Consider the following 23,744-nt stretch of genomic DNA (forward strand, 5'->3'; position numbering starts at 1 on the left):
AATAAAATTTCCGTGTATTATACAGCCAAGCGTTGCAAGTTTCTAACAGAATTTTATGACAATTGAATGCCGGGTGCTGGCTGCGGCGGTATCACCGATTTTGTCGCCTCGTTGGACGCAACTGGGTAAGCACAGTAATCCGCTGCATAGTATGCAGTAGGACGGTTGTTACCGCTTAAGCCCCTGCCGCCAAACGGCAGATTGGCGCTGGAACCTGCCGACGGACGGTTCCAATTAACGATACCTGCCCTGATATGCTTCAGGAAATAATCATAATGCTCGCGCTTATCGCTGAAAATAGCGGAAGATAAACCGTATGCGGTATTATTCGCTACTTCGACCGCTGCCTTCAGGTCAGGCACGCGGATTACCTGCAACAGTGGACCGAACCATTCCGTGTCCGGCCGGTCTTTTACATCAGTGACATCAATGAGCCCTGGGGAAACGAACGGCAACGTCTCATGCAGGCGCTTCATTTGCACAAGCGGCTTGCCGCCCAGGCGGATAAGCTGCTCCTGTGCATCCAGCAGGCGCTTGGCTTCCGTATCGGAAATCAACGGCCCCATGAACGGTTCCGGCTTGGCATCATAGGCGCCGACACGAATGGTCTGCGTCATTTTCACGAGCGCATAGATGAACTTATCGTTCTCAGCGCCCAGCGGCACGATAAGCCTGCGCGCACAGGTGCAACGCTGACCAGTCGTGATATAGGCGGACTGAATCGTCCAATAGGCTGCCGCCTGCTTGTCTTCCACTTCATGCACAACAAGCGGATTATTGCCGCCAAGCTCGAGCGCCAGAATCTTATGCGGCGCATCGGCAAACTGCTGGTTCAGGATTTTGCCCGTTGCAGTGCTGCCGGTGAAAAACAGCCCGTCCAGCCCCGGATTGGAGGAAAGAGCCTTGCCCGTATCACGTTCGCCCTGCACAAGGTTGACGACACCTGCAGGAAGTCCCGCCTGTTCCCAGCATTCCATCATTTTTTCCGCTACGAGCGGCGCCAGTTCACTGGGCTTGAATACGACCGTATTGCCGGCAATGAGCGCCGGAACAATATGCCCGTTGGGCAAATGCGCGGGATAGTTATAAGGCCCAAAAACCGCCACTACGCCATAAGGTTTATGGCGTAGTGCCGTCTTGAATCCGCTGGCATCCGAGAACCGTTCGCCTGTACGTTCGTTGTAAGCCTGCAGCGCCACGTCCAGCTTGCTTGCCATGGAAGCAATTTCAGCCGTCGCATCCCACAGCATCTTACCGGTTTCCTGAGCCAGCACATCGCTCAGTTCCTGCTTGCGCTTCATCACGATTTCCTGAAACTTCCGGGCTACTTTCACGCGCTCATCCACGCTGATGAAACCCCATTCGTGAAACGCGTTACGGGCCGCATCCACCGCAGCATCCACTTCGCCCTTATTTGCGGAGTTACCTTCCCAGATCACCTTGCCGGTTGCCGGGTTGAACGACTGGAACGATTTGCCGCTGCCAGCTTTCCACTGGCCATTGATATATAATTTTCCACTATATGACATAACGTACTTCATCTCCTATCTTCACTTGTATTGCTTCCGCGACTTCCGGTGTGATCGCCACCCCGTCGCGTGTCTGCTCTATATGTCCGCGCGTAATCATAAAATCTTTGAGCCGTGCATTGCTGATAATATATGGCTCGGAAGCCACAGCGCGGATCTCCGCTACGGGCGCTTTCGCGCTATTGCGCACAGTCCTGATATCATGTGCATTTCCCTGCATGGTCGGTCCGGCATCGAACAGATCCACATATCCTTCGTACCGGAAGCCTTCCAGCTTCAGAAGTTCCATCGCAGGCCGTGAAGCCTCAAACGGAACGCCGATTACTTCCTGTGCCGCCTGCGGCAGAAGATTGACGTAAATCGGATATTTCGGCATCAGGTCGGCGATAAACTGTCCGCCCTGCGTCGCATAAATATAATCAGCCTCGCTGAAGCCCATCTTAAAGAAATGCCGGGCGAGGTTATCGTAAAACGGCGAATTACCGTCCTTGTCCTGAACGCCGCGAATTTCCGAAATCACAACCTCAGAAAACAGCTGCGGAAACTCAGCGATCATCACATAACGGCAGCGCGAAAGAAACTTGCCAAGCCCGTCACGGCGATAATCCGGATGCAGGAATAAAGAACCGACCTCGGATGCGCCCGTATAGTCATTGACCATGTGCAGCACCTGCTGCATGGAGTAAATACCTATACCGGAAGAGGCCTGCGAAATCGTGGAAAGCTTATAGGAATAAAAAGGCCTGCGCAATCCCACATGCGCTACGATTCCTGTTGTCCCCGCAAGCCTGCCCGTTTCCAGGTCTTCCAGCACAAACAGAAAGCTTTCCTCTTTCGGATGGACCGGATTTCCGGCAAAACTGCGTGCTGATTTTTCAATCTTCTCACGCAGCACCTCATTATCCTGAGGCAGCGATGACATGCCGATACCGGCAATCGTGGCAAGCGCTAAAATCTCCGCCTGGTCTTCGATTCGTGCAGCTCTGACTCTTAACTTCATACGCCCTGTTTATAAAAATGACTGCCCATTATACGTCCCCACCCCTGCCGCGCAATAAATAATTTATATTTTCTAGCCTATTGACCCTGAAATCGTGCATTGCTGCCCCGCAGCATTTCTAATATAAAAGTAGAATTCTTTTAGCAAAACTGCGTAGTGCACGTCGTCATGCTGAGCGTGTGAAAAAAGTTAGAAAATATGCATTCACGACTGCAAAAGCCACAAGGCTCATTTACTGAGAAGCATTTCCGCCGTGTTCCGCTCGGATGAGGAAAGCGTTGCATTCTTATCCAGATAATTAAAGCTGGTTTCGCCTTCGCTGTCCTTTGTGCTGGGATCAGCGCCATAGGCGATCAGCTCTCTTATAATATCCGGCGTGCTGTACCATGCGGCATACATAAGCGCCGTGCGTCCTCCGGCCTCAAGGGCGATAGAGCTGCTTTCGCATTCCTCCGTATCGAAGGTGGAAAGCGAGACATCCGGTTTATGCGTCATCAGTGCCGTTATGGCCTTCTTGTTACCGTATTCAATCGCATACATTAGCGCCGTTTTGCCGAAATGGTTCTGCGCATTGATATTCGCGCCGCGTTCAAGCAGCAGCCTGATTACATCCGGTCGCAAAGCCGCCTGCATAAGCGGCGTATCCACCTTCCCTCTTCCGCCTCCGTCCACTGGAGCACCGTCATCGAGCAGCTTGCGTATATTGTCGAGGGGATAGTCATTCACCACCGCAAGCCGCAGAAAGCGCCCCAGCTGGTTTTTATAACGGGCACGTGCTGCATCGTCGCCTTTCAGATAAATATCCAGATCATTCAGATCCGCTACACGTACCACCCCAGAGGCATTACCGCCTCCGCCCAGATAATCATTGGCCAGATACACCATATAATATTGTGCGACTTTGCGTGCCTTGGCCGGATTCCATTTGAACTTCTGGATATAATAAGCCACCAGCCCCTCTTCTGCCGGAACCCGTAAGCGCTTGAGTGTCTGGTACTGCGCTTTTTCCCATAGCCCCTGCTGCGACCAGCGCTGGATTTGCGTCGCAATTGGGTTGGAGGGCTGGTTTTCATCGAACATATCGACCTGCTTCAGCATGACAGGATCGACATCGCCATCATTCAGAAGCAGCAACTCATCTATCTTGGCGGAGCGGTAATGCGACGAATTTACATTTTCAGCGCAGGTGCTTCCACCGCGCATATACTCAAGCTGTGAGATATATTGTGATAAGCCCACAATAGTATCGGCCTTGCGCGACTGATCGCAGACCGGCGCAAACTGCTCCATGTTGCGACAACTTCCGAAGATACGCGCTGCCTGTTTTGGATCGATTGTGAAATACCGGCAGGAAAACTCGCGTAGCGCCTGCGGGCTCTCAACCTCGCCGATGCGTGAGATATCCGCGCAGGTTTTATCTCCGAGATAGGCCGCCATCTCGTAAACCTTTTCATCCGTAAGCGGCAGAGAAATATCCGGCCGGTTCAGCACCACCAGCCGCTCACGATACGCTGTCCTCAAGCAATCCAGCTCGCTCCTGCGCACATCGGCTTTTTCTTTTTGCAAGGTAACGCAGCGCTCATTAAGATTCTTTCGCCAATGTTCCTGCCGAACTTGCAGGGCATGTTCTTCTGCCGGATCATCCTGCGATTGGTTACGCGCGTTTGCCAGGGCTTCCGCCATTTCCCGGTCCAGGGACATCAGCTCGTCACTGCTGCAAATCAGGGAAGCCAGCTCACCAGCCTGATGGCGGTTGCAATGGAAGTACGGAAGGGTATTTCCTTTTTCTGCCGCACGCGCAACACTATAGCTCGCTGCAGCAACCACACACCAGCCAATGACGGCTAACCTTCTCATATTCTTATTCCCAAACGCTGTGCCAGTATAGGTAGCACCCACAACTGAAACACACCTTAACAATATTTCATCCATACTTCCACAGGATAAACGGGAAAAACAGTATTAAAACTATAGAGGCTTTGGATTTGCACAAACTATATGCTATAGCGTTGGCGATGAAACAAAACTTTTCCACCATTATCCTGACATTATTCCCCGAGATGTTTCCCGGACCGCTCGGTCATTCGCTGGCCGGAAGGGCGCTCCAAAATGGCTTATGGAACATAAACCCAATCCAGATACGGGACTTTGCCACGGACAAGCATCGCACCGTGGACGACACGCCTTATGGCGGAGGTGCAGGTATGGTCATGCGGCCGGACGTCATGGATAAAGCCCTCGAACATGCCAAATCGCAGTTGCCTGGTGCTCTCCCGATATATTTTACCCCGCGCGGCAAACGCTTCGATCAGAAGATCGCGCATGAATTATGCCAGAAAGATCTGATACTTATCTGCGGAAGGTTTGAGGGCGTGGATGAAAGATTTCTGCAAAAACATGAGCCACTGGAGCTAAGCATCGGAGATTTCATACTTTCCGGCGGAGAAATCGCTGCCCTCACCCTGCTGGATGCCTGTATACGCCTGTTACCTGGCGTCATGGGTGCGGAAGATTCCTTAAACGAAGAAAGTTTCGCTGTAGACGGCGATTTCACTGGACTCCTTGAATATCCTCATTATACTAGACCGCCTATCTGGGAAGAGAAATCCGTACCGGATGTGTTGTTGTCGGGAAATCACGCGCAGATACGCAAATGGCGTCTTGCGCATTCAGAAAACTTGACAAAAACGTCGAGACCTGATTTATGGGCGCTTCGCCGTGAGACACCTAAGGCATAAAGATAACAGGGAATTGAATTGTATGAACAGCTTACAGAAACTTGAACAGGAATACACCGCGAAGCTCGCGGAAGGCAAAACCTTCCCGGAATTCGGCGCAGGAGACACCGTTTGCGTCAACGTGAAAATCGTTGAAGGCGACAACGAACGTATTCAGGCTTTTGAAGGCGTATGCATCGCCCGCAAGAACGCTGGCCTCAACTCCTCCTTCACCGTACGCAAAATCAGCCATGGCGAAGGCGTGGAACGTATTTTCCCGCTTTACTCCCCGCGTATCGACAGCATCGCTCTCGTACGCCGTGGCGACGTTCGCCGCGCTAAGCTGTACTACCTGCGCGGTCTGACCGGCAAGGCAGCTCGAATTAAAGAAAAGAAGCGCGAAGTAGCCACCACTACAACCACTACCGCTGCGCAGTAATTTTTCAGGGGAACTAGATTAAGGTTAACCGGTCTAGTATCCCTGGACCTGTAAACCTTCATCTGGATTTCCCCATGAAAACGCTTTACGATAAAATATTCGATTCCCACGTCGTCAACCGTTCCGAAGACGGAACCTGCATCCTCTATATCGATCGTCACCTGATCCATGAAGTCACGAGCCCGCAGGCGTTTGAAGGCCTGCGCGTAGCCGGACGCAAAGTCCGCCGCCCGGATGCGACTTTTGCCGTAGCCGATCACAACGTCCCCACCACACCGGACCGCAAGGAAGGCATCAAAGACCCGACCGCGCGCCTCCAGGTGCAGACGCTTGAAGATAACTGCCGCGAAAATGGCATCACCTACTTCAAGATGGACGACAAGCGCCAGGGCATCGTGCATATCGTCGGCCCCGAAGAAGGCCTGACACAGCCGGGCATGACCATCGTCTGCGGCGACTCCCACACCGCGACCCACGGTGCGTTCGGCGCGCTCGCTTTCGGTATCGGCACGAGCGAAGTGGAACACGTGCTCGCGACCCAGACCCTCATCCAGAAACATGCAAAGAACATGCTCGTGCGCGTGGACGGTAAACTGCCCGCAGGCGTCACCGCGAAAGACATTGTGCTCGCCATCATTGGTAAGATCGGCACCGCAGGCGGCACGGGCTACGTGATCGAATATGCCGGCGAAGCGATCAAAGGCCTCTCCATGGAAGGCCGCATGACGATCTGCAACATGTCGATCGAAGCAGGCGCGCGCGCCGGTCTCATCGCGCCGGACGAAACCACCTTCGCTTACATCAAAGGCCGTCCTTACGCTCCGCAGGGCGCAGACTGGGATAAGGCCGTTGAATACTGGAAAACCCTGACTTCCGACGCAGGCGCGAAATACGACACGGTCGTGGAACTGAATGCCGCAGAAATCGAACCGCAGGTTACCTGGGGCACAAGCCCTCAGGACGTGCTGCCGATCAGCGGCTCCGTGCCTGATCCGAAGGCGGAAAAAGACGAATCCCGCCGCAAGACCATCGAACGCGCGCTGGAATATATGGGCCTGACGGCAGGCACGAAACTGACCGAAGTACCAATCGACAAAGTCTTTATCGGCTCCTGCACGAACGGCCGTATCGAAGATTTCCGTGAAGCGGCAAAAATCGCCAAAGGCAAGAAGGTTGCAAGCAATGTGAAGCTCGCCATGATCGTGCCCGGCTCCGGCCTCGTGAAAGAACAGGCCGAGAAAGAAGGCCTGGACAAGATCTTCATCGAAGCAGGCTTTGAGTGGCGCGAACCGGGCTGTTCTATGTGCCTGGCCATGAACGCCGACAAACTCGCCCCGGGTGAGCGTTGCGCCTCCACCTCGAACCGCAATTTCGAAGGCCGTCAGGGCCGCGGCGGACGCACGCACCTCATGAGCCCCGCAATGGCTGCCGCCGCTGCAATCACGGGTAAACTGGCTGACGTAAGAAAGGTAAGCTAATGCAGAAATTCACCACACTGAACGCGATTGCCGCTCCGCTGCCGATTGAAAATGTCGATACCGACATGATCATCCCGAAGCAGTTCCTGACCACCATTAAGCGCACGGGCCTGAAAGAAGGTTTGTTTTATGAAATGCGTTATGATGTGAACGGCAAACGTAACGATGATTTCGTATTGCACCGCGAACCGTATACGCAGGCGCAGATCGTCGTCGCACGTGACAATTTCGGCTGCGGCTCCTCACGTGAACATGCTCCGTGGGCTTTGCTCGATTTCGGCATTCGTTGCGTGATCGCTCCGTCTTTCGCCGACATATTCTACAACAACTGCTTCAAGAACGGCGTGCTGCCGGTCGTGCTGCCGAAAGACGATGTAGAAAAACTGCTCCAGACCGCAGAATCCGGCCAGAAGATCACGGTCGACCTGCAGGCGCAGAAAGTCCTCGCAGGCAACCACAGCTTCGCTTTCGAAGTCGATGCGTTCCGCAAACATTGCATGCTGAACGGCCTGGACGATATCGGCCTGACGATGGAAAAGCTGAGCGACATCGGGGCGTTTGAAGCAAAGCAGAAAACCGCAACTCCTTGGCTGTATAAGGCGGCTTAACCATGAAGCAATTCGTAGTCATTGCGCATGACGGCAAGGACGAGAAAGCGCTTGAACGCCGTATGGCGGCACGGCAGACGCATATTGACGGGCTGAATAAGCTGCGTGCGGAAGGCAATGTCATCTGCGGCATTGCGCTCACGGACGAAAACGAGAAGATGATCGGTTCGATGGTCGCCACGAGTTTCGCCACCCGCGCCGATTTTGATAAATGGCTTGCCACCGAACCCTACGTTGTGGGCAACGTATGGCAGGACATCCAGGTTTTCCCGGGCAATCTTGGCCCATCATTTGCAGATTTACTTAAGAAGAAGGCATAAAATCTATGAGCGCTAAACATATTCTTTTGCTTCCCGGTGACGGTATCGGACAGGAAGTCGTTCGCGAAGCGGAAAAAGTGATCGCATGGCTCAACCAGAACCGCGGCACGCAGTTCACGACGAGCCAGGCGCTCATCGGCGGCACGGCGTATGACAAAACCGGCACTCCCCTGCCCCAGGAAACGCTGGACGCAGCGCATAAGGCAGACGCGATCCTGCTCGGCGCGGTCGGCGGCACACAGTGGGAATCGCTCGATTACTCTGTGCGCCCGGAACGCGGCCTTCTCGGCATCCGTAAGGAACTGGGCCTGTTTGCCAATATCCGCCCCGCCATCTGCTTCGATGCATTGGCTGACGCTTCCACGCTGAAAAAAGAAGTGGTCGCGGGCCTCGATATCGTGATTGTGCGCGAACTGACGGGCGACGTCTATTTCGGCACCCCGCGTGGCGTGGAAACGCTGCCGGACGGCACGCGCAAAGGCATCAACACGATGGTCTATACGAGCCCGGAAGTGCACCGCATTGCGCGTGTAGCGTTTGAACTGGCCGCAAAGCGCAACAAGAAAGTCTGCTCGGTCGACAAGGCCAACGTGCTTGAGTGCACAGAAATGTGGCGCGAGGAAGTCTTAAAAATCCGCGATGCGGAATATAAGGATATCGCGCTTTCCAATATGTATGTGGACAACGCCGCCATGCAGCTCGTGCGTAACCCGAAGCAGTTTGACGTCATGGTCACCGGCAACATTTTCGGCGATATTCTTTCCGACTGCGCAGCGATGCTCACCGGTTCGCTCGGCATGCTGCCTTCCGCGTCTCTCGGCGCGAAAGACGCAAACGGCAAGATGCCCGCGCTCTATGAACCCGTGCATGGCAGCGCACCGGATATCGCAGGCAAAAACATTGCCAATCCGATCGCAACGATCCTGAGCTTCGCCATGATGCTGCGCTATTCGTTCGACCTCGGCAAGGAAGCTGACCTGCTGGAAAAATCCATCACCGAAGTGCTGGCCCAGGGCCTGCGCACCGGCGACATCATGCAGGAAGGCGCGACGAAAGTGTCGACTACCGAGATGGGTGATGCCATCGTCAAGACACTTGCGTCACTCGCCAAAACGGCCGAAAAAGCAGCATAACTAATTTAAAATAGGATATTTATGTCATACAAAGTCGCAGTCGTCGGTGCTACGGGTAACGTAGGCCGCGAAATTCTGGAAATCCTCTCAAACCGCAAATTCCCGGTCAGCGAAGTCGTTGCGCTTGCTTCCAAGAACTCCGAAGGCAAGGAAGTCAGCTTCGGCGATACCAAAATCCTGAAAGCGAAAGTGCTCGATGAATATGATTTTACGGGAACCGATATTGCTCTGTTCTCGCCGGGCGCAAGTGTATCCAAAATCCACGCACCGCGCGCCGCCTCACAAGGTTGCGTCGTGATTGACAACACTTCCTTCTTCCGCATGGATAAGGAAATCCCGCTCGTCGTGCCGGAAGTGAATCCCGAGGCACTGAAGAACTTCCGCCACCGCAACATCATCGCCAACCCCAACTGTTCCACGATGCAGATGGTTGTGGCGCTGAAACCGCTGCATGACGCCGCAAAGATCAAGCGCATCGTCGTTTCGACCTACCAGTCCGTCTCCGGCGCTGGCAAGGAAGCGATGGACGAACTTTATGACCAGACCAAAGGCCTGTTCATGAATGAGCACAAGGATCCGAAAAAATTCTCCAAGCGCATTGCATTCAACGTGATCCCGCATATCGACGTATTCATGGAAGACGGCAGCACGAAGGAAGAATGGAAGATGGTAGAGGAGACGAAAAAGATCCTCGATCCGAACATCAAGATCAGCGCGACTTGCGTGCGCGTGCCCGTGTTCGTCGGCCATGCTGAATCCATCAACATCGAATTCGAGCGTCCGCTCTCAGCGAACGAAGCTCGCGAGATTCTGGAAGAAGCCGAAGGCGTGGCAGTGATTGACCGCCGTGAAAACGGCGGCTACCAGACCCCGGCGGAAGCTACGGGTGAAGATGCCGTATACGTTTCGCGCATCCGCGAAGACCATACCGTTCCCCACGGACTGAACCTGTGGTGCGTTTCGGATAACCTGCGCAAAGGCGCTGCGCTGAACGCCGTACAGATCGCCGAAGAACTGGTGAAGAATTACGGACTTTAAGATAAACACTTGTCATGCCAGCGAAAGCTGGCATCCAGCATAACCAAATCTGGATTCCTGCTTCCGCAGGAATGACAAGAACTGACAAGAGAGCAAAAGCAGCTATGCAGGAAATCATCAAACACATCGATCTGACTCCGCCAGATGGGGAAAAGCGTGTGCTGATGCATAGCTGCTGCGCGCCTTGCGCGGGTGAATTGATGGAGCAGATGCTGGCCAACGGCATCGACCTGACGATTTTCTTTTATAATCCGAATATCCATCCCAAAAAAGAATACGAAATCCGCAAGGAAGAGAATATCCGCTTCGCCGAGAAAATGGGTATTCCGTTCGTTGATGCGGATTATGACGTACAGAACTGGTTTGCCCGCGCCAAAGGCATGGAACGCGAACCGGAACGCGGCGTACGCTGCACGATGTGCTTCGATATGCGTTTCGAGCGCACAGCATTATATGCACATGAAAACAACTTTAAGATTATTACCAGTTCACTCGGCATTTCACGCTGGAAGAACATGGACCAGATCAATGATTGCGGCCTGCGCGCTGCTGAACATTATCCTGGCGTGACTTACTGGACGTATAACTGGCGCAAATCCGGCGGCTCCGCTCGTATGTATGAAATCGCCAAGCGCGAAGAATTCTACGCCCAGCAATATTGCGGCTGCATTTACTCCCTGCGCGATTCCAATGAATGGCGTGAATCGCAAGGCCGTGAAAAGATTGAGATCGGTGAAACCTGGTATGCCGAAAAGCTGCAGTAGCTACAATTTTACTGCTACTTTCTCTTACCTTTGCGCACATCTGCTGCGATTTTGTCGGAAAGCTCGCCAAGTAATTCACTCAGGCTCTGGGCAGCAGCCTTGCCTGTGCTCCCCTGTCCTCCCGTCAGCATCACAGAATGCGGTACGCCATTCTTTTCACCTGTCCTGCTGACCAGAGAAACCGCCTGAACGATAGCGCGGCCATCCGCACCCACACCAAACTGACGGACATCGAGATCGATCGCTCCATCCGCTTCCGTCACCATCTGACCGGATTCGGTCACCACTACACTGCCGGGAAGTCTCTCTTCAATATCCTGCGCCAGCACGCGCTCCAGCATCCGGTCCAGCGGCTCCGACCACTGCGCACCGTTATCATACTTAATCCGATACGTGCTATCCATGCGCACCATCTGCGGACGGTCGAGTGTTATATCAATGGCGGGCCTGCGCAGCTTAAGCGTCAGGTGCTGGCCGGGGAGTGGTTTGCCGGGTACGGATGATAATGTGTAATAGTCAGGCTCGCGTGACTTGCAGGCCGTCCCCAACAATAAAACACACAACGCCAACGCTCTAATTCGCATGGCTTATTTCTCCTTCGTATCGCGCCCGCGTATCAGCGCTTCGGGATGCTGGTTCAGGAAATCGGTCATTAGGCGAACGGAACGCGCCGCATCGCCGACCTGATCCATCGCGCGTTTAACATCACGCTGGAAGTCCGATTTCTCGTCAATGCTCTGCATGGAGCCGTTCGCTCTTTCAATCAACGCATTCAAATTATGGCCTATCTGGGCAAACGGAATGTGATTGAGCTTATCCAGCACGCCGCCTACGCCGCCGGAAGCACTCGAAGGCATAACGATTGCATCGCCTTCCATCGCCACCTCTGTCGGCTTTGCATCCGGCAACTTTTCAATGGCCAGCCCTGTTTTTCCGGGAATCAGCCCTGCATCCACCTCAACGCGGAAGCCTTTATTCACCATGCGCCGCGTAATCTCCAGAGCATTATGGGCATCGTCATCCGAAAGCTGGAAAGCACGCTCCGGCTGAATATCGAACGCCACACGCACCTTAGCTTCTGGAATCCGCGGATCGAACAACAGCTTCACATCCCTTACTTCGCCGATCTGGATACCGTACAAATTCACAGGCGAACCGGGTTGCAGATTCGTGACCGGACTCTCAAAATACGTCACATAAGAGATATGTTTGTGAAGATCACCGACCTCTGCCGTTCCCTGATCGTCATAAAGTTTGAAGTGCGTTTCTTTATCCGCCTGCTGTGCGGTCGCATATTCTTTCTTGGTCGCAAATGTCACACCGCCCATGAGCAAGGATTGTATGGATTGAAACCGCACCTGAAGCCCTGCAGGTCCCAGATTGGCATTCACGCCGGAGCTGTTCCAGAAACGCGTTTCCGAATGCACGAATTTATCATAAGGCGCATGGACGAAGATAGAAACCTCAATAGGGCCGTACCCGTCGCCAATATCGTAATGCAGCACTTCGCCGACATTGATATCGCGGTAATAAACCGGCGATCCGACCGTGATGGAGCTGAGCTTATCCGCCTGAAGCTTATAGATCGTTCCCGGTTCATCCGCACGCACTCCTGGCGGCTCTTCAAGGCCGGTGAAGCGATCCTGCGACTTGCCGCCACCGCCATTGGGATCGCACTGGATATATGCACCCGACACAAGCGTCTCAAATCCCGACAGGCTGCCGTAAGCAAGCCTCGGCCTCACCACCCAGAACCGTGTATGGTCGGTCAGCAGATCATGTGCGTCCCGCGTCATTTTTGCCTTCACAACCACATGCTTATGATCCTGGTCGAGGCTGATTTCAGAGACCGTACCAAGCGAAACGGCTTTATATTTGATCTGCGTCTGTCCCGCAATGATTCCGTCCGCTGTATTAAAAGAGATAGTAACTTCCTCGCCGCGCTCGGACAATGTATGCCAGCCGAGATAAATCGCGATAAAGCCTGCCACCATGGGCACTGTCCAGACAGGCGAAAGCCTGCGGCGCTTGCGTGTCATGGCTGTGGCGACAGGTTGTTGTATGGGACGGGAATCGTTCATGCCGTTACCATAGAGGAGCGATTGTCCTCTTCCAACTGATTTTTTCCGGCAGCATCCCACATCAGCCTGATATCGAAGCTCTCTACCGCCAGCATTGTGAGCACCACCACCGCCGCAAAACACAGCGCACCGATGCCGGAAGTCACTTGCGCAAGCCTGCCGAACTGCACAAGCGCCACCATGATGGAAAGCATGAACACATCCACCATCGACCAGCGGCCGATGAAGCGTATGACGCGGTAGAGCCGCATGCGCGTCACCAGATGCCCGCGTATGCCAAGTTTGGTCGTCACCAGGATATAAAGCAACGCGAGCAGCTTGAACAACGGTATCGCAATACTCGCTATGAACACCAGCACCGCCAGTGGCAAGAATCCGGCATGATCCAGCTCCAGCATGCCGCCCGTGATCGTGTAAGACCAGGTCCGCCCGAGCTTGGTGATATCCATCATCGGGAATGCATTGGCGGGAATATAAAGCACAAAAGCTCCCAACATATAAGCCCAGCTATGCTGCATGCTGTGCCGCTTGCGTCGGAAAACACGCGCATCGCAACGCGGGCAGCGCTGGCCGGGAGCGATATCGCTGGCATAAAAACATTCATGGCAACCCAGCAACGGCTTGAGCGCATTGCCAATCATATCGCTCGCCGCCTGCCCTCCACGCCGGAGCTTCTGCCATATTTCTTCATGATCGAGCGAGACATCCGCCATCGCCGTCAGGATGATCGCACCGCATAAGGCATACACAGCCGTATCTACCTGCACAAATGCCATTGCATGCAGACGCGTATACGCTACCAATACGCCCAGCAGGTAAACCTCCAGCATTGCCCAGGGCGAGATATGCCGCAGAAGGCGGAAAAGCCGTATAAGGTAAAATGGGCATGTCTCCAGCCGGATGCCGACCAGCACCATATTCATCAATATAAGCCGCACCACCGGCATGATCAGTGTCGTGGCAAGCACTACTCCCGCCAGCGGCAGCAGCCGTTGCTGGTCGAGCACCTCTGCCCCTGTCCAGAGGGTGGTATCCTGAAAGCGTCCGTAAAGCATGATATGAATGAACGGAGCCGCAAGTAGAACGATGCAAAAGATCAACCCTGCGCCATAACAGGCCAGAATATAGTCCAGCGAATGGCTGCGCCAGCGCCTGAGCACCCGGTAACAGCGCGGGCAGATCACCGCCATACCGCACGAGGCTTCCGGCGCAACGCTCAGCAATCCACAGTCAGGACATGACCGCACCTCGTTAGTGGGACAATATTTATGCTGATTTCCCATAAGGTTCCAGTTAAATTCCGGGTAAACTCCCGTATTCGGCGAACCGCCATTATACCAACTGGGAGCCTTTGGCGCAATCGGCAGCCTTCTTCCTGTCACAAAACCTTAACGTATTTGCTTTAATACACTTTACTATTTTCGGCTATAATAGACTGGTCCTATTGTTCAAACCTCAGGAGGTTTATCGAACGATTTCAGAGTATCCCTTTACTCTCTATCCACCGCACCTTCACAGGGAGGATTTTCAGGTGCGTACTAGAAGAAACAGACCACCGTGGCAGTGGGCGATCCTGGGAGCGGTGACATTCCTGCTTCCCATGCTTCTCGCCATCCGCCTCGGCGCGTTCTCGTGGCTCCAGACGAGTCACACGTCGTCCGACGCCACCCCTAGGGTGAGCGCCACCGTCGCGGTAACTCCGTCCCCGGCCACAGCCTCGGCATCCGCCTCGGCTTCGGCGTCGGCATCGACCTCAGAGTCGGCCAGCGCTTCGTCCACATCAGGTACACCGACTCCGTCGGAACCCGCAGGCCCCAAGTCCTGCGACAACGACAAGTTCGATATCAACAACCTGCCACGCGACGGGAACGTGACGAAGCAGTTCGACATGTACGGGTGCAAGGTCATCGCCCCACCGATCCCATGGCAACACGCGGCATGGCTGAACGGAACGGACATCGTGGTGCAGATCACGACGCACGATCCGACCAGCAACGCCTATTTGCCGCCGGGCCACGTGTTCGTCGAGATCGAGAACATCGCCGGTGCTTCCCGAGCGAAGGGTGTCAATGACTCAGATCCGGCACCTACCGACACATTCGTCCTCAGCATCTACGGGGACAAGGCTACGTGCCGGTTCACACTCGAAGGCGGCCAGAGCATGACCGCAGTACCACTGGGGTCAGGATGGGACGTCTCCTTCGACGGACTGTCACCGAACAACAGGGCCGCAACCCTGATGTTCAACTGCTGAACCACGCCTGCGGGGGATACAACGGTGCGCACACGCACCGCCCCCGCAGGCACGGCTCATCCCGCCAGATAGACCGAAGCAAATACGTAAGCTGTTATCACACAGGCACCTACTCCCGTCGCAACGCCCGCATAAAACACACTGCGCCGCTTCACAAGTGCCGCCACCGAAGCAAGCGCAATGCCGATCTGCGCCAACATACCTGCATAGCCGAGCAGGTCTTTCTGCTTGAGCTTCTTGAGCCCCATATCCAGATGCGCCTGCCGTTCCTGTGTCTTAGCGGTAGCTTCCTCTTTGTTGCCCGGCTGCCTCCCACGAAGATCCTTGTCCATCTTCGTAAGATCTTCCCGGTCACCAGGGCTGATTCCGCTGGAAGGAATCAGCTGCATTTCGACAATACGCGCCTTAATGCTGTTAGCCTGATACTCCGCCCATGCATCCGAGGCCTGGGTCTGCGATAAGATCGCCTGGTTGCTTTCGTAAATCGCTTCGTTCGTAAGCATCGTGGAACGGACCGTTAAAAAACCCGTGAGCGCCGCCAGCACCCCGGTGAGCACTGCCACCTGCCCTGCCCATTCCGGGCCGTTTTGCTCTGCCGCCGGAGCACCGCTTGCGGCCTGTGCCGCAACGTCTCCCAGTGTTTTCACTGTGGAAATGATTTTTTCTTTCATGGCTCTTTACCTCAAAATACCCTGCAGCGCACCGCCAGGATTTTCTTTGAATTGTTTAATCGTATCTTTCACAGCAGCCGGATTGCCAACATTCGCCTTGATGGCCGCGCTCACATCAGGCCGGTAATGTGGCGCGTCCAGCGGCCCTTCCACACGGACAGGCACCGTAATGCCATTCGCATCTTTTCCGCCCTGCCCCTGTGCACTGGCTACGATTTTCGGCTGCACGAGATAATTGACCTCCCAGCCCGGAAGATCCACTGTGCCTGCACCACTCACGCGCAGCATTGGTGAATTTGCTTTCAGGTCATTATTGGAAACAACACCGTGCGCAATAGTGAACGTCCCTGTCAGGTCGGAAAACTCCGTGCTCTTACTGTTATTATCCTGTGCTGCAAGCCCCACATTGCGGATCACGCTCGCCAGATCCATGCCTTTGAACTTCCCATCGCTGAAATGGAAGCTGCCTTTGCCATCGAGCGCCGCTACCATTTCGCGCTGGGACCTGCCCTGAGTAGCGGTCTGCGCCTGCAGATCCAGCTTGCCGGAGACTTTTGTAGACCCGGCGAAATCCTGCATCAGCGGTTCTGCCTGAACACCCGCAATATTCACCGCCACTCCTGCCGTATTGGCGCTGCTTGCATCCAGTACAAACTTAACGGTACCGTCATAAGCAGCAATAGCATTGCTCGCTACATTCAGCTTGCCGCCTGCCAGACGCACGGCCAGTTCAATATTATGCAGTGTTGCTTTCTTCAGAATCAGCTTGTCGATCGTCACATTAAGATCGGCATTGGCGCTCTTAAGTCCGCTTAAATCGATCGGGTCATTGCTCCAGTGCTCAGAAGATGCAGCAGAAGGAGCCGATTTCTTTGGAGCAGCTCCTGATTCACCGCCGGAAAGCGCACCCGTATCGATTTCAGGAATGGAAACCTTGCCCGTCAGCACCGGCACCGTATCCGCGAATGCAAGCGTTCCCTGCCAGGCAAGCTTCAGGTCACCAAATGCAAGCTTTACATCTACATCAGATTTTGCACCGTTCATCAGCTTCAGAGGCTTAAGCATCGAAAGCGATAATGTAATCTTTTTGCCATTGAGCATCAGACTGCCATCGAAATCCGCTTTCTGTTCGGGCTCCGGCGCTTTCAGTTCCAGATTCACTCCAGTAAGTTTCGTCGTCGCGCCGGAATGCTTGTTGTGGAATGTCAGATTACCATCCTTAATCTGAATATACTGGGGAATAATGATTTCCCCCATTCCAGCATCCTGCTGCTTTTCAGCCTGCGCCCGTTCTTTAGAAACAGGAGCCTGTGCAGGCGTGAACTGCCAGTTGGCCTGGTTGCCATTCTGGATGAGGTCAATCACTGGCGACTGCAATGTCAGTTCCGTTACCTTCACCTGTTTTTGCAGCAGCGGCATCAGTTCAACACCGATGCGCAGTGCCTTCATTTCCACCATGTTGCCCTTACCAGCCCATGCGGGATTGCTCAGCGTGACATTATCGGCCGCCAGCGCGATATTGGGGAATACCGAAAGCGACAGCTTGCCGATGCCGACTTTGCGCCCCGTTGCGGCTTCAATCTGCGCAAGCACAGGCCCTTCAAGTTTCTCCACCGGCACCACAAACGGCAGCGCCAGAACGCCGATGACGAGTAAAACAACCGCCCCTGCAATGATTTTCAGAAACTTACGCATAACGTCCCCTCTGATATGATGTTGCTGCCCTTATTTAGCAGAAGGTGAATGGTCAGAACATAGTTTTTTAGTTAATTTATGCTCCTTTAACACGACCGCTTGATATAGATCAAGCCGCTCATCGGCAGAACCTGTTACATACGCCAGAAAAGGTTCAAGCCATGCTGAATTACGAACAGATATCCGCTACCGATACCGTCACGCAGCCATTCCCTTATCTGAGTGTTTCCAACGTATTGGGCAAGGAAGCGCTGGACGAAATAAACCGCGATTTTCCGGATATCACCCAGCCGGGTATCTTCCCCTTATCGGAGTTGAAATACGGCCCTGCATTTACTGAGCTGGTTCAGCATATCGCAGGTCCGAGACTACAGTCACTGATGGAAGAAAAATTCAACATCCCTCTGGCGGGCAAACCGCTGATGGTCACTGTGCGGGGTCATTGCCGCTGGCGTGACGGACGCATCCATAACGACTCACAAGACAAAATTGTCACCTGCCTGCTCTACCTGAACCGCAAGGAATGGAACGCGCAGGGTGGAAGGCTAAGACTGCTCAGGAACGAGCACAATATTAACGATATGATTGCAGAAGTGCCGCCCGAAGGTGGAAACTTTCTGGCATTCCGGCGCACGGATAATTCCTGGCACGGCCATGCGCCGTATGAAGGCCCGCGCCGCTATATCATGTTCAACTGGCTCGCTTCCGAAGCCGCGCTGACCAAAAATATCGGAAGGCATACCATCTCTGCCACTTTCAAACGTTTATTTGTACCTAAATCCGATTATTGAGGTCATCCCATGTCTCTTTCAGCGCCTGTGCTTTCCACCGGATATGACCATGAAGTAACTGATAAAATAGCAGAGTGCTTCACCCGCTCCCTTGATACGGCAGACCGCCGCGATACGCCTTATGCACATTGGCTGATGCAGGAAACGCTTCCTTCTGCAACCGTGGATGCCATCACCTCTTTACCGTTTGCAGCACCGGAAGACATGGATTTCAACGGCAGGCGTGAGACAAATAACTCCAAGCGGGTCTACTTCACGAAAACCAATCAGGATCAATTCCCCGTATGCCGTGAATGCGCCGTCGCGTTTAACTCCTCGCAAGTACGGGAAACTATCCGCAATGTTACCGGAGCCGATCTCACCGGTGCAGCCTTGCGGATCGAATATTGCCAAGACACAGGAGATTTCTGGCTGGAACCGCATACGGATATCAAAGTAAAGAAATTCACGCTGCTGATCTATTTATCGGATGAACCGGCACTTGCGAATTGCGGCACGGATGTCTATGACGACACGCCCCAGCATAAGCTGGTTTATTCCGCCCCTTACGCGAAGAACAAAGCGATATTGTTTATCCCCGGCGCAAACACCTGGCACGGTTTTTCCAAGCGCCGCATCAACGGTATCCGCAAATCACTGATCGTCAATTACGTCGCTCCCGAATGGCGCGACACATGGGAGCTGTCTTACTGATATGGAGCAAGACAGCATAAGCGCAATATTGAGCCGGTATCCTTCCCAGCTTCCCAGATACACAAGTTACCCGGCCGCACCGCATTTTCGCGCTATCGATCCGCAAACTTACTCCGATGCCGTCGCTTCACTGCCTGCTAACAAGCCCCTGTCGCTCTATCTGCACATCCCGTTCTGTGCGGAACTCTGCTGGTTCTGCGGATGCCACACGCACATCACCAAGAAATATGAGCCTGTGCGGAACTATCTTGAACTGTTACTGCTAGAGATTGCGCTCTTCGCTAAAACCTCTGGCACAAGAAAGTTAAATATCGCCTCCATCCATTTTGGCGGCGGCTCGCCCACCATGCTTACACCGGCAGATTTCAACCACTGCATGGATACCATTCGCACGCATCTCAATATAATGGACGATGCACGCATCGCTATCGAGATTGATCCGCGCACCGTAGGGGAAGCCAAAATCGCCGCTTATGCAAAACAAGGCGTTAACCGCGTCAGCCTTGGCGTGCAGGATTTCGATCCGCAGGTGCAGGAAGCAATTAACAGGATGCAACCGCTCGCCACAGTGTATGAAACCGTACGCCTGTGCAGGGAATACGGCATTCACGATATCAATTTCGACTTGATCTACGGCCTACCCGGCCAGACGCCGGAATCCATCCGCAAGACGGCGCAATATGCCGCATTGCTTGCCCCCGGCAGGATCGCCCTGTTCGGCTACGCGCATGTACCCTGGAAAAAGAAGAATATGTTTCTCATCCCGCCGGAAACGCTGCCTTCGGATGAGCAGCGGCTGGAACTGCACGCAGTCGCAGTGCAAACTTTGCAAAATGCAGGATATATTCCTATAGGAATCGACCATTTCGCTTTACCCGCAGATCCGCTCGCAAAGGCAAAACAGGAACATACATTACGGCGCAATTTTCAGGGCTATACGGCAGATGAAGCAGAGCCGCTGATAGGATTCGGCACCTCCGCCATCAGCATGTTGCAGCAGGGATACTTCCAGAATACCGCTAATACGCAAGACTATGCGCAGGCCATCAATACCGGAACACTGCCGGTTGCACGCGGATTTCTACTGAACGACGAAGACAGACTGCGCCGCCTCCTCATCGAAGAAATCATGTGTTATCTGACACTTGATCTGAAAAAGACCGCGAGCCTGCCTGACTTTCCCGCTATCCGCACTTCCCTGCTCGACCTTGCCAATAGCGGCTTGCTAAGGATCGACGGCGATGTTATCACTGTCGATGAAAGGATACCGCAGGCCGCACGCATCGTCAGCTCGTTATTTGACAGCTATCATAACTCCGGTGAGACGCGCCATGGCAGGGTTGCATAAGAGGCATGGAACGCTTTACATTGACGCCGGAACATTTCCTGTTCCGGGAACACCCAAAAGCTTGGGAAACCATCGCACCGCATATTAAAACCAGAATATTTTCCAAAGGCGAGAACCTTGCCTGCCACGGCGATGCTGCGCAGCATTTCTTCATCCTCCTGCATGGCTGGGTGCGCCTAACCCGGCAAACGCCGGACGGCAAGGAAACGGTGGTAGGCCTATGCGCCGAGGGCGACTTTCTAGGCGAAGCCTCACTTTTTCCCCATGCAAGCTATCCAAGCAATATGGAAGTCGTGGACGAGCATACGCAGGTAGCGATGATTCCCGCCAAAATCATCCGCGAAACGGTGAACGGCGATAAAGCCTTCTCAAACTATATTATGGCGCTGCTGAATGACCGGCTGGCTAAAACTCAGCTTAAGCTGGAACATCTAAGCACACTGACCGCTGCGCAGCGCATGGGGTGTTTCCTGCTGAATCTCTGCAGGCAGCAGACAACCGGCCGCAAGGCAATCGATGTGCCCGTGGAAAAAAATATCATCGCCGCTTACTTGGGAATGAAACCCGAAACCTTTTCCCGCAGCCTGCAACAACTGAAGGAAATCGGCGTCAATGCCGCGAGCGGAAAGATCGTCATCGATAACGTGGAGCGACTCAGGGACTATGTCTGCAACAGCTGCTCGGAAGCAGGCATGTGCGACACGGCTACCTATATCAAACAAAACGGATAAACTTACGCGTTAAGCACCAGCTCCAGAACTTTGACCAGCATTTCAGGATCGGAAGATGGTTCCAGCCAGCGCGTCATCAGCGGATAACGTATCTCGGCCACAACGCGCTTGAGCGCATCCGGCGGCAGCAGAAGCTGTACCCAGGCAATATTACCCTCGCTGCCAACGATAATAATCTGATCCACCTCGTTGCTGCGTACTGCTTTATCCATGACCTGCCAGAAGGCCTGCACGGAAGTAAAGACGGTGATTTGCTCAGGCGCTATCTGTACAAGCCCTCCGTCTTTTTGCTGCAATAACGCAATATGCCCGTCACACGCCGCAATGATCCAGCGACGATTGCCGCCCTTGGAGCAGCCCCCCATGCATTTGCCTGAGCAGGCTGCTTCCTTATCCTTCTCGGTTGCTGCGCACATAGGCTTAGAACCTGTAGCCGATACCCGCGCCGATAATCCACGGGTTCAGATCCACATTCGCACGCACTGCTTCGTTATTGAATTTAGCCGTAGTGCTGAGAAATAGCTTCTTGGCGTCAATGTTGAAATACCAGTTATCCGCAATCGGAAAATCCGCACCTGCCTGCAAGGCAGCGCCGAAATTATCCTGATAGGTGACGTTATTGAGCACACCCGGCTTGGCATCATAGAACACGGTATAATTCACACCGGCGCCGATATACGGTTTCACCGCGTTAAACTGGGTAAAATGATACTGCATGGTGAGCGTTGGCGGTAAAACCCTGACACTGCCTGCATCCAGACCGCTACTTGTACGCAGATCGTGCTTCGTGGTCGCAAGAATCAACTCCGCCGCAATATTGGGCGTAAAGAAATGCGTGATATCGAGTTCAGGCACGGCGCTGTTATCCACCGAAACCGTACCGCCGATGGAAAGCTGGCTGCTGACCTGCGGCATGACGTCAATCGCACGCACGCGCACCAGCCAGTTGCCATCTTTGCTTTCCGCTGCCAGAGCGCTGCCGGAGATAAGCGTAGTGGCCAATAGCGCCGCAAAAATCTTATTCATAAATATACCTCATATTGTTGATGTGATGAGGTATAAATACGCTACAAAGAAAAACCCGGCCTTGACTTGAATCAAGACCGGGTTTTTTCTTGAATAACTTTATGAAGCTTTAAAGCGTCTCAATCGTAATGTTTTCGTTGGTATAGACGCAGATATCGGCCGCTATCTTCATGGATTTACGCACGATTTCTTCTGCGCTGAGCTTGCTGTCAGCCAGTGCGCGGGCTGCGCACAGCGCATAATTTCCGCCCGAACCGATGCCGATAATTCCGCCTTCCGGCTCCAGCACGTCCCCCGTGCCGGTAATAACAAGGGAAACGTCCTTATCCGCCACCGCCATCATGGCTTCCAGGCGGCGCAGATAACGGTCCGTGCGCCAGTCCTTGGCAAGCTCTACGCAAGCGCGTGTCAACTGGCCCGGATGCTTCTCAAGCTTCGCTTCCAGCCGCTCGAACAGCGTAAATGCATCAGCCGTCGCCCCAGCAAACCCGGCGATAATCTTGCCATCGGCAAGCCTGCGCACCTTTTTCGCCGTGGATTTAATGACAGTCGCGCCAAGCGTCACCTGTCCGTCACCGGCAATCACGACTTTACCGTCCTTGCGTACCGAAAGGATCGTCGTGCCGTGCCATAAGCTGTTGCGTGTGTCTTCCATTGTATATAATCCTGAAATTGATTGTAGCTAACTACTATATTTGGTTAGATTTTTATGGATTTCAAGGGCTTTATTTATTATTATGCGCGAATTAATGATTCTACCGCACAGGATTTATGAGAACCGCAACCGTCGAACGCAACACCAGCGAAACCCAGATCAAAGTCACCGTCAATTTGGACGGCACAGGCAAATATTCCGTTTCTACGGGCGTCGGCTTCCTTGACCATATGATGGAACAGCTCTCACGCCACAGCCTGATCGACATCACGCTCGAGGCCAAAGGCGACCTGCATATCGACTACCACCACATAACCGAGGATGTCGGCATCGCGATCGGTAAGGCTGTGACTAATGCGCTGGGAGAGCGCCGCGGGATTGTACGCTACGGTTCCTCGCTGATCCCGATGGATGAAACACTGACGCGCGTTGCTCTGGATATTTCCGGCAGGCCCTATTTCATCTGGAAAGTAAATTTCACCAAGCCTAAACTCGGAGATATGGATACAGAACTGTTCCGCGAATGGTTCCAGGCATTTGCATTCAATGCCGGCCTTACGCTGCATGTCGAGAATCTGTACGGCGAGAACAACCACCATATCGTGGAATCCTGCTTCAAGGCACTGGCACGCGCACTGCGTGATGCGATTGAGATCGACGCACGCAAGAGCGGCGACATCCCTTCAACTAAGGGTGTTCTATAATTAGTCCTATCGTGGATTCGCGAAGGAGCGAAGCGACGACCTCGCAGGGAAGTTCCGGCGGAGCCGGAA

25 protein-coding genes are annotated in these 23,744 nt (G+C 53.7%); 14 read left to right on the plus strand and 11 right to left on the minus strand.

Features of this window, described 5'->3' with window-relative positions; genetic code table 11:
- Positions 1-53 precede the first annotated feature (53 nt).
- The 3 genes from astD to VFT64_09460 form a co-directional block, all read right to left on the minus strand.
- Positions 54-1,529, minus strand: a complete 1,476-nt coding sequence (astD, locus tag VFT64_09450; GenBank protein HEU5048050.1) for a succinylglutamate-semialdehyde dehydrogenase — start codon at positions 1,527-1,529, stop codon at positions 54-56.
- Positions 1,519-2,529, minus strand: a complete 1,011-nt coding sequence (locus tag VFT64_09455) for an arginine N-succinyltransferase (protein HEU5048051.1) — start codon at positions 2,527-2,529, stop codon at positions 1,519-1,521. The genes astD and VFT64_09455 overlap by 11 nt, the downstream gene beginning before the upstream one ends.
- Positions 2,530-2,757: 228 nt before the next feature.
- The gene (locus VFT64_09460; protein ID HEU5048052.1) at positions 2,758-4,386 is read right to left on the minus strand and encodes an ankyrin repeat domain-containing protein; all 1,629 of its coding nucleotides are present in this window, start codon (positions 4,384-4,386) and stop codon (positions 2,758-2,760) included.
- A gap of 158 nt (positions 4,387-4,544) precedes the next feature.
- On the opposite strand from VFT64_09460, the gene trmD reads away from it, so the two are divergent.
- The 8 genes from trmD (at position 4,545) to VFT64_09500 (ending at position 11,026) form a co-directional block, all read left to right on the plus strand.
- Positions 4,545-5,267 (plus strand): tRNA (guanosine(37)-N1)-methyltransferase TrmD, encoded by a 723-nt coding sequence (trmD, locus tag VFT64_09465; protein ID HEU5048053.1) that lies wholly within the window; start codon positions 4,545-4,547, stop codon positions 5,265-5,267.
- Between the two features lie 22 nt (positions 5,268-5,289).
- On the plus strand, positions 5,290-5,685 hold the full coding sequence (rplS, locus tag VFT64_09470) for a 50S ribosomal protein L19 (GenBank protein ID HEU5048054.1): 396 nt from the start codon (positions 5,290-5,292) through the stop codon (positions 5,683-5,685).
- Positions 5,686-5,759: 74 nt separating this feature from the next.
- Positions 5,760-7,163 (plus strand): 3-isopropylmalate dehydratase large subunit, encoded by a 1,404-nt coding sequence (leuC, locus tag VFT64_09475; protein ID HEU5048055.1) that lies wholly within the window; start codon positions 5,760-5,762, stop codon positions 7,161-7,163.
- Positions 7,163-7,771: a 3-isopropylmalate dehydratase small subunit gene (leuD, locus tag VFT64_09480; GenBank protein ID HEU5048056.1), complete on the plus strand. Its 609-nt coding sequence runs from the start codon at positions 7,163-7,165 to the stop codon at positions 7,769-7,771. Before leuC ends, leuD begins: the two co-directional genes overlap by 1 nt.
- Positions 7,772-7,773: 2 nt before the next feature.
- On the plus strand, positions 7,774-8,091 hold the full coding sequence (locus tag VFT64_09485; protein HEU5048057.1) for a YciI family protein: 318 nt from the start codon (positions 7,774-7,776) through the stop codon (positions 8,089-8,091).
- A 5-nt stretch (positions 8,092-8,096) separates the two neighbouring features.
- Positions 8,097-9,224: a 3-isopropylmalate dehydrogenase gene (gene leuB / locus VFT64_09490; GenBank protein ID HEU5048058.1), complete on the plus strand. Its 1,128-nt coding sequence runs from the start codon at positions 8,097-8,099 to the stop codon at positions 9,222-9,224.
- 21 nt (positions 9,225-9,245) lie between these two features.
- The gene (locus VFT64_09495) at positions 9,246-10,262 is read left to right on the plus strand and encodes an aspartate-semialdehyde dehydrogenase (protein ID HEU5048059.1); all 1,017 of its coding nucleotides are present in this window, start codon (positions 9,246-9,248) and stop codon (positions 10,260-10,262) included.
- A 104-nt stretch (positions 10,263-10,366) separates the two neighbouring features.
- A complete protein-coding gene (locus VFT64_09500; GenBank protein ID HEU5048060.1) occupies positions 10,367-11,026 on the plus strand; it encodes an epoxyqueuosine reductase QueH in 660 nt (219 codons plus the stop codon).
- A 14-nt stretch (positions 11,027-11,040) separates the two neighbouring features.
- Here VFT64_09500 and VFT64_09505 read toward each other — a convergent pair whose 3' ends face one another.
- From VFT64_09505 to VFT64_09515, 3 genes are read right to left on the minus strand one after another with little or no spacing between them, the layout of a single operon-like run.
- Positions 11,041-11,610, minus strand: a complete 570-nt coding sequence (locus VFT64_09505; GenBank protein ID HEU5048061.1) for a PqiC family protein — start codon at positions 11,608-11,610, stop codon at positions 11,041-11,043.
- A gap of 3 nt (positions 11,611-11,613) precedes the next feature.
- Positions 11,614-13,107, minus strand: a complete 1,494-nt coding sequence (locus VFT64_09510) for an MlaD family protein (GenBank protein HEU5048062.1) — start codon at positions 13,105-13,107, stop codon at positions 11,614-11,616.
- Positions 13,104-14,489 carry a paraquat-inducible protein A gene (locus tag VFT64_09515; protein ID HEU5048063.1) on the minus strand — a complete coding sequence of 462 codons (1,386 nt, stop codon included), beginning with the start codon at positions 14,487-14,489 and terminating at the stop codon, positions 13,104-13,106. The genes VFT64_09510 and VFT64_09515 overlap by 4 nt, the downstream gene beginning before the upstream one ends.
- Before the next feature lie 200 nt (positions 14,490-14,689).
- Here VFT64_09515 and VFT64_09520 point away from each other — a divergent pair, with 200 nt between their 5' ends.
- Positions 14,690-15,361, plus strand: coding sequence for a hypothetical protein (locus VFT64_09520; GenBank protein ID HEU5048064.1), 672 nt, complete (start codon positions 14,690-14,692; stop codon positions 15,359-15,361).
- A gap of 56 nt (positions 15,362-15,417) precedes the next feature.
- Here the strand turns inward: VFT64_09520 and VFT64_09525 are convergent, their stop codons facing one another.
- Both VFT64_09525 and VFT64_09530 read right to left on the minus strand, forming a co-directional pair.
- Positions 15,418-16,032 (minus strand): DUF4337 family protein, encoded by a 615-nt coding sequence (locus tag VFT64_09525; protein ID HEU5048065.1) that lies wholly within the window; start codon positions 16,030-16,032, stop codon positions 15,418-15,420.
- 6 nt (positions 16,033-16,038) lie between these two features.
- Positions 16,039-17,727, minus strand: a complete 1,689-nt coding sequence (locus VFT64_09530; GenBank protein ID HEU5048066.1) for an AsmA family protein — start codon at positions 17,725-17,727, stop codon at positions 16,039-16,041.
- A gap of 161 nt (positions 17,728-17,888) precedes the next feature.
- On the opposite strand from VFT64_09530, the gene VFT64_09535 reads away from it, so the two are divergent.
- Genes VFT64_09535 through VFT64_09550 form a run of 4 tightly spaced genes read left to right on the plus strand, consistent with a single transcriptional unit; the run spans position 17,889 to position 21,290 of the window.
- Positions 17,889-18,518, plus strand: a complete 630-nt coding sequence (locus VFT64_09535; protein ID HEU5048067.1) for a 2OG-Fe(II) oxygenase — start codon at positions 17,889-17,891, stop codon at positions 18,516-18,518.
- 9 nt (positions 18,519-18,527) lie between these two features.
- Positions 18,528-19,211 (plus strand): hypothetical protein, encoded by a 684-nt coding sequence (locus tag VFT64_09540; GenBank protein HEU5048068.1) that lies wholly within the window; start codon positions 18,528-18,530, stop codon positions 19,209-19,211.
- Between the two features lies 1 nt (position 19,212).
- Positions 19,213-20,559: an oxygen-independent coproporphyrinogen III oxidase gene (gene hemN / locus VFT64_09545; protein HEU5048069.1), complete on the plus strand. Its 1,347-nt coding sequence runs from the start codon at positions 19,213-19,215 to the stop codon at positions 20,557-20,559.
- 5 nt (positions 20,560-20,564) lie between these two features.
- Positions 20,565-21,290: a Crp/Fnr family transcriptional regulator gene (locus VFT64_09550; GenBank protein HEU5048070.1), complete on the plus strand. Its 726-nt coding sequence runs from the start codon at positions 20,565-20,567 to the stop codon at positions 21,288-21,290.
- A gap of 2 nt (positions 21,291-21,292) precedes the next feature.
- Here the strand turns inward: VFT64_09550 and VFT64_09555 are convergent, their stop codons facing one another.
- From VFT64_09555 to hslV, 3 genes are all read right to left on the minus strand, one after another.
- A complete protein-coding gene (locus tag VFT64_09555; GenBank protein HEU5048071.1) occupies positions 21,293-21,706 on the minus strand; it encodes a hypothetical protein in 414 nt (137 codons plus the stop codon).
- 4 nt (positions 21,707-21,710) lie between these two features.
- Positions 21,711-22,316 (minus strand): OmpW family protein, encoded by a 606-nt coding sequence (locus VFT64_09560; GenBank protein HEU5048072.1) that lies wholly within the window; start codon positions 22,314-22,316, stop codon positions 21,711-21,713.
- Between the two features lie 109 nt (positions 22,317-22,425).
- Positions 22,426-22,971, minus strand: a complete 546-nt coding sequence (gene hslV, locus VFT64_09565; GenBank protein HEU5048073.1) for an ATP-dependent protease subunit HslV — start codon at positions 22,969-22,971, stop codon at positions 22,426-22,428.
- Positions 22,972-23,087: 116 nt separating this feature from the next.
- Here hslV and hisB point away from each other — a divergent pair, with 116 nt between their 5' ends.
- The gene (hisB, locus tag VFT64_09570; GenBank protein ID HEU5048074.1) at positions 23,088-23,675 is read left to right on the plus strand and encodes an imidazoleglycerol-phosphate dehydratase HisB; all 588 of its coding nucleotides are present in this window, start codon (positions 23,088-23,090) and stop codon (positions 23,673-23,675) included.
- Positions 23,676-23,744 lie beyond the last annotated feature (69 nt).

The sequence above is a fragment of the Rickettsiales bacterium genome (assembly GCA_035765535.1).
Taxonomy (GTDB): domain Bacteria; phylum Pseudomonadota; class Alphaproteobacteria; order Rickettsiales; family JABCZZ01; genus JABCZZ01.

Excerpts from the sequence above, each read along its gene's own strand:
- astD (HEU5048050.1), bottom strand. The coding sequence starts at position 1,529 with ATGTCATATAGTGGAAAATTATATATCAATGGCCAGTGGAAAGCTGGC.
- VFT64_09455 (HEU5048051.1), bottom strand. The coding sequence starts at position 2,529 with ATGAAGTTAAGAGTCAGAGCTGCACGAATCGAAGACCAGGCGGAGATT.
- VFT64_09460 (HEU5048052.1), bottom strand. The coding sequence starts at position 4,386 with ATGAGAAGGTTAGCCGTCATTGGCTGGTGTGTGGTTGCTGCAGCGAGC.
- trmD (HEU5048053.1), top strand. The coding sequence starts at position 4,545 with ATGAAACAAAACTTTTCCACCATTATCCTGACATTATTCCCCGAGATG.
- rplS (HEU5048054.1), top strand. The coding sequence starts at position 5,290 with ATGAACAGCTTACAGAAACTTGAACAGGAATACACCGCGAAGCTCGCG.
- leuC (HEU5048055.1), top strand. The coding sequence starts at position 5,760 with ATGAAAACGCTTTACGATAAAATATTCGATTCCCACGTCGTCAACCGT.
- leuD (HEU5048056.1), top strand. The coding sequence starts at position 7,163 with ATGCAGAAATTCACCACACTGAACGCGATTGCCGCTCCGCTGCCGATT.
- VFT64_09485 (HEU5048057.1), top strand. The coding sequence starts at position 7,774 with ATGAAGCAATTCGTAGTCATTGCGCATGACGGCAAGGACGAGAAAGCG.
- leuB (HEU5048058.1), top strand. The coding sequence starts at position 8,097 with ATGAGCGCTAAACATATTCTTTTGCTTCCCGGTGACGGTATCGGACAG.
- VFT64_09495 (HEU5048059.1), top strand. The coding sequence starts at position 9,246 with ATGTCATACAAAGTCGCAGTCGTCGGTGCTACGGGTAACGTAGGCCGC.
- VFT64_09500 (HEU5048060.1), top strand. The coding sequence starts at position 10,367 with ATGCAGGAAATCATCAAACACATCGATCTGACTCCGCCAGATGGGGAA.
- VFT64_09505 (HEU5048061.1), bottom strand. The coding sequence starts at position 11,610 with ATGCGAATTAGAGCGTTGGCGTTGTGTGTTTTATTGTTGGGGACGGCC.
- VFT64_09510 (HEU5048062.1), bottom strand. The coding sequence starts at position 13,107 with ATGAACGATTCCCGTCCCATACAACAACCTGTCGCCACAGCCATGACA.
- VFT64_09525 (HEU5048065.1), bottom strand. The coding sequence starts at position 16,032 with ATGAAAGAAAAAATCATTTCCACAGTGAAAACACTGGGAGACGTTGCG.
- VFT64_09530 (HEU5048066.1), bottom strand. The coding sequence starts at position 17,727 with ATGCGTAAGTTTCTGAAAATCATTGCAGGGGCGGTTGTTTTACTCGTC.
- VFT64_09535 (HEU5048067.1), top strand. The coding sequence starts at position 17,889 with ATGCTGAATTACGAACAGATATCCGCTACCGATACCGTCACGCAGCCA.
- VFT64_09540 (HEU5048068.1), top strand. The coding sequence starts at position 18,528 with ATGTCTCTTTCAGCGCCTGTGCTTTCCACCGGATATGACCATGAAGTA.
- hemN (HEU5048069.1), top strand. The coding sequence starts at position 19,213 with ATGGAGCAAGACAGCATAAGCGCAATATTGAGCCGGTATCCTTCCCAG.
- VFT64_09550 (HEU5048070.1), top strand. The coding sequence starts at position 20,565 with ATGGAACGCTTTACATTGACGCCGGAACATTTCCTGTTCCGGGAACAC.
- VFT64_09555 (HEU5048071.1), bottom strand. The coding sequence starts at position 21,706 with ATGTGCGCAGCAACCGAGAAGGATAAGGAAGCAGCCTGCTCAGGCAAA.
- VFT64_09560 (HEU5048072.1), bottom strand. The coding sequence starts at position 22,316 with ATGAATAAGATTTTTGCGGCGCTATTGGCCACTACGCTTATCTCCGGC.
- hslV (HEU5048073.1), bottom strand. The coding sequence starts at position 22,971 with ATGGAAGACACACGCAACAGCTTATGGCACGGCACGACGATCCTTTCG.
- hisB (HEU5048074.1), top strand. The coding sequence starts at position 23,088 with ATGAGAACCGCAACCGTCGAACGCAACACCAGCGAAACCCAGATCAAA.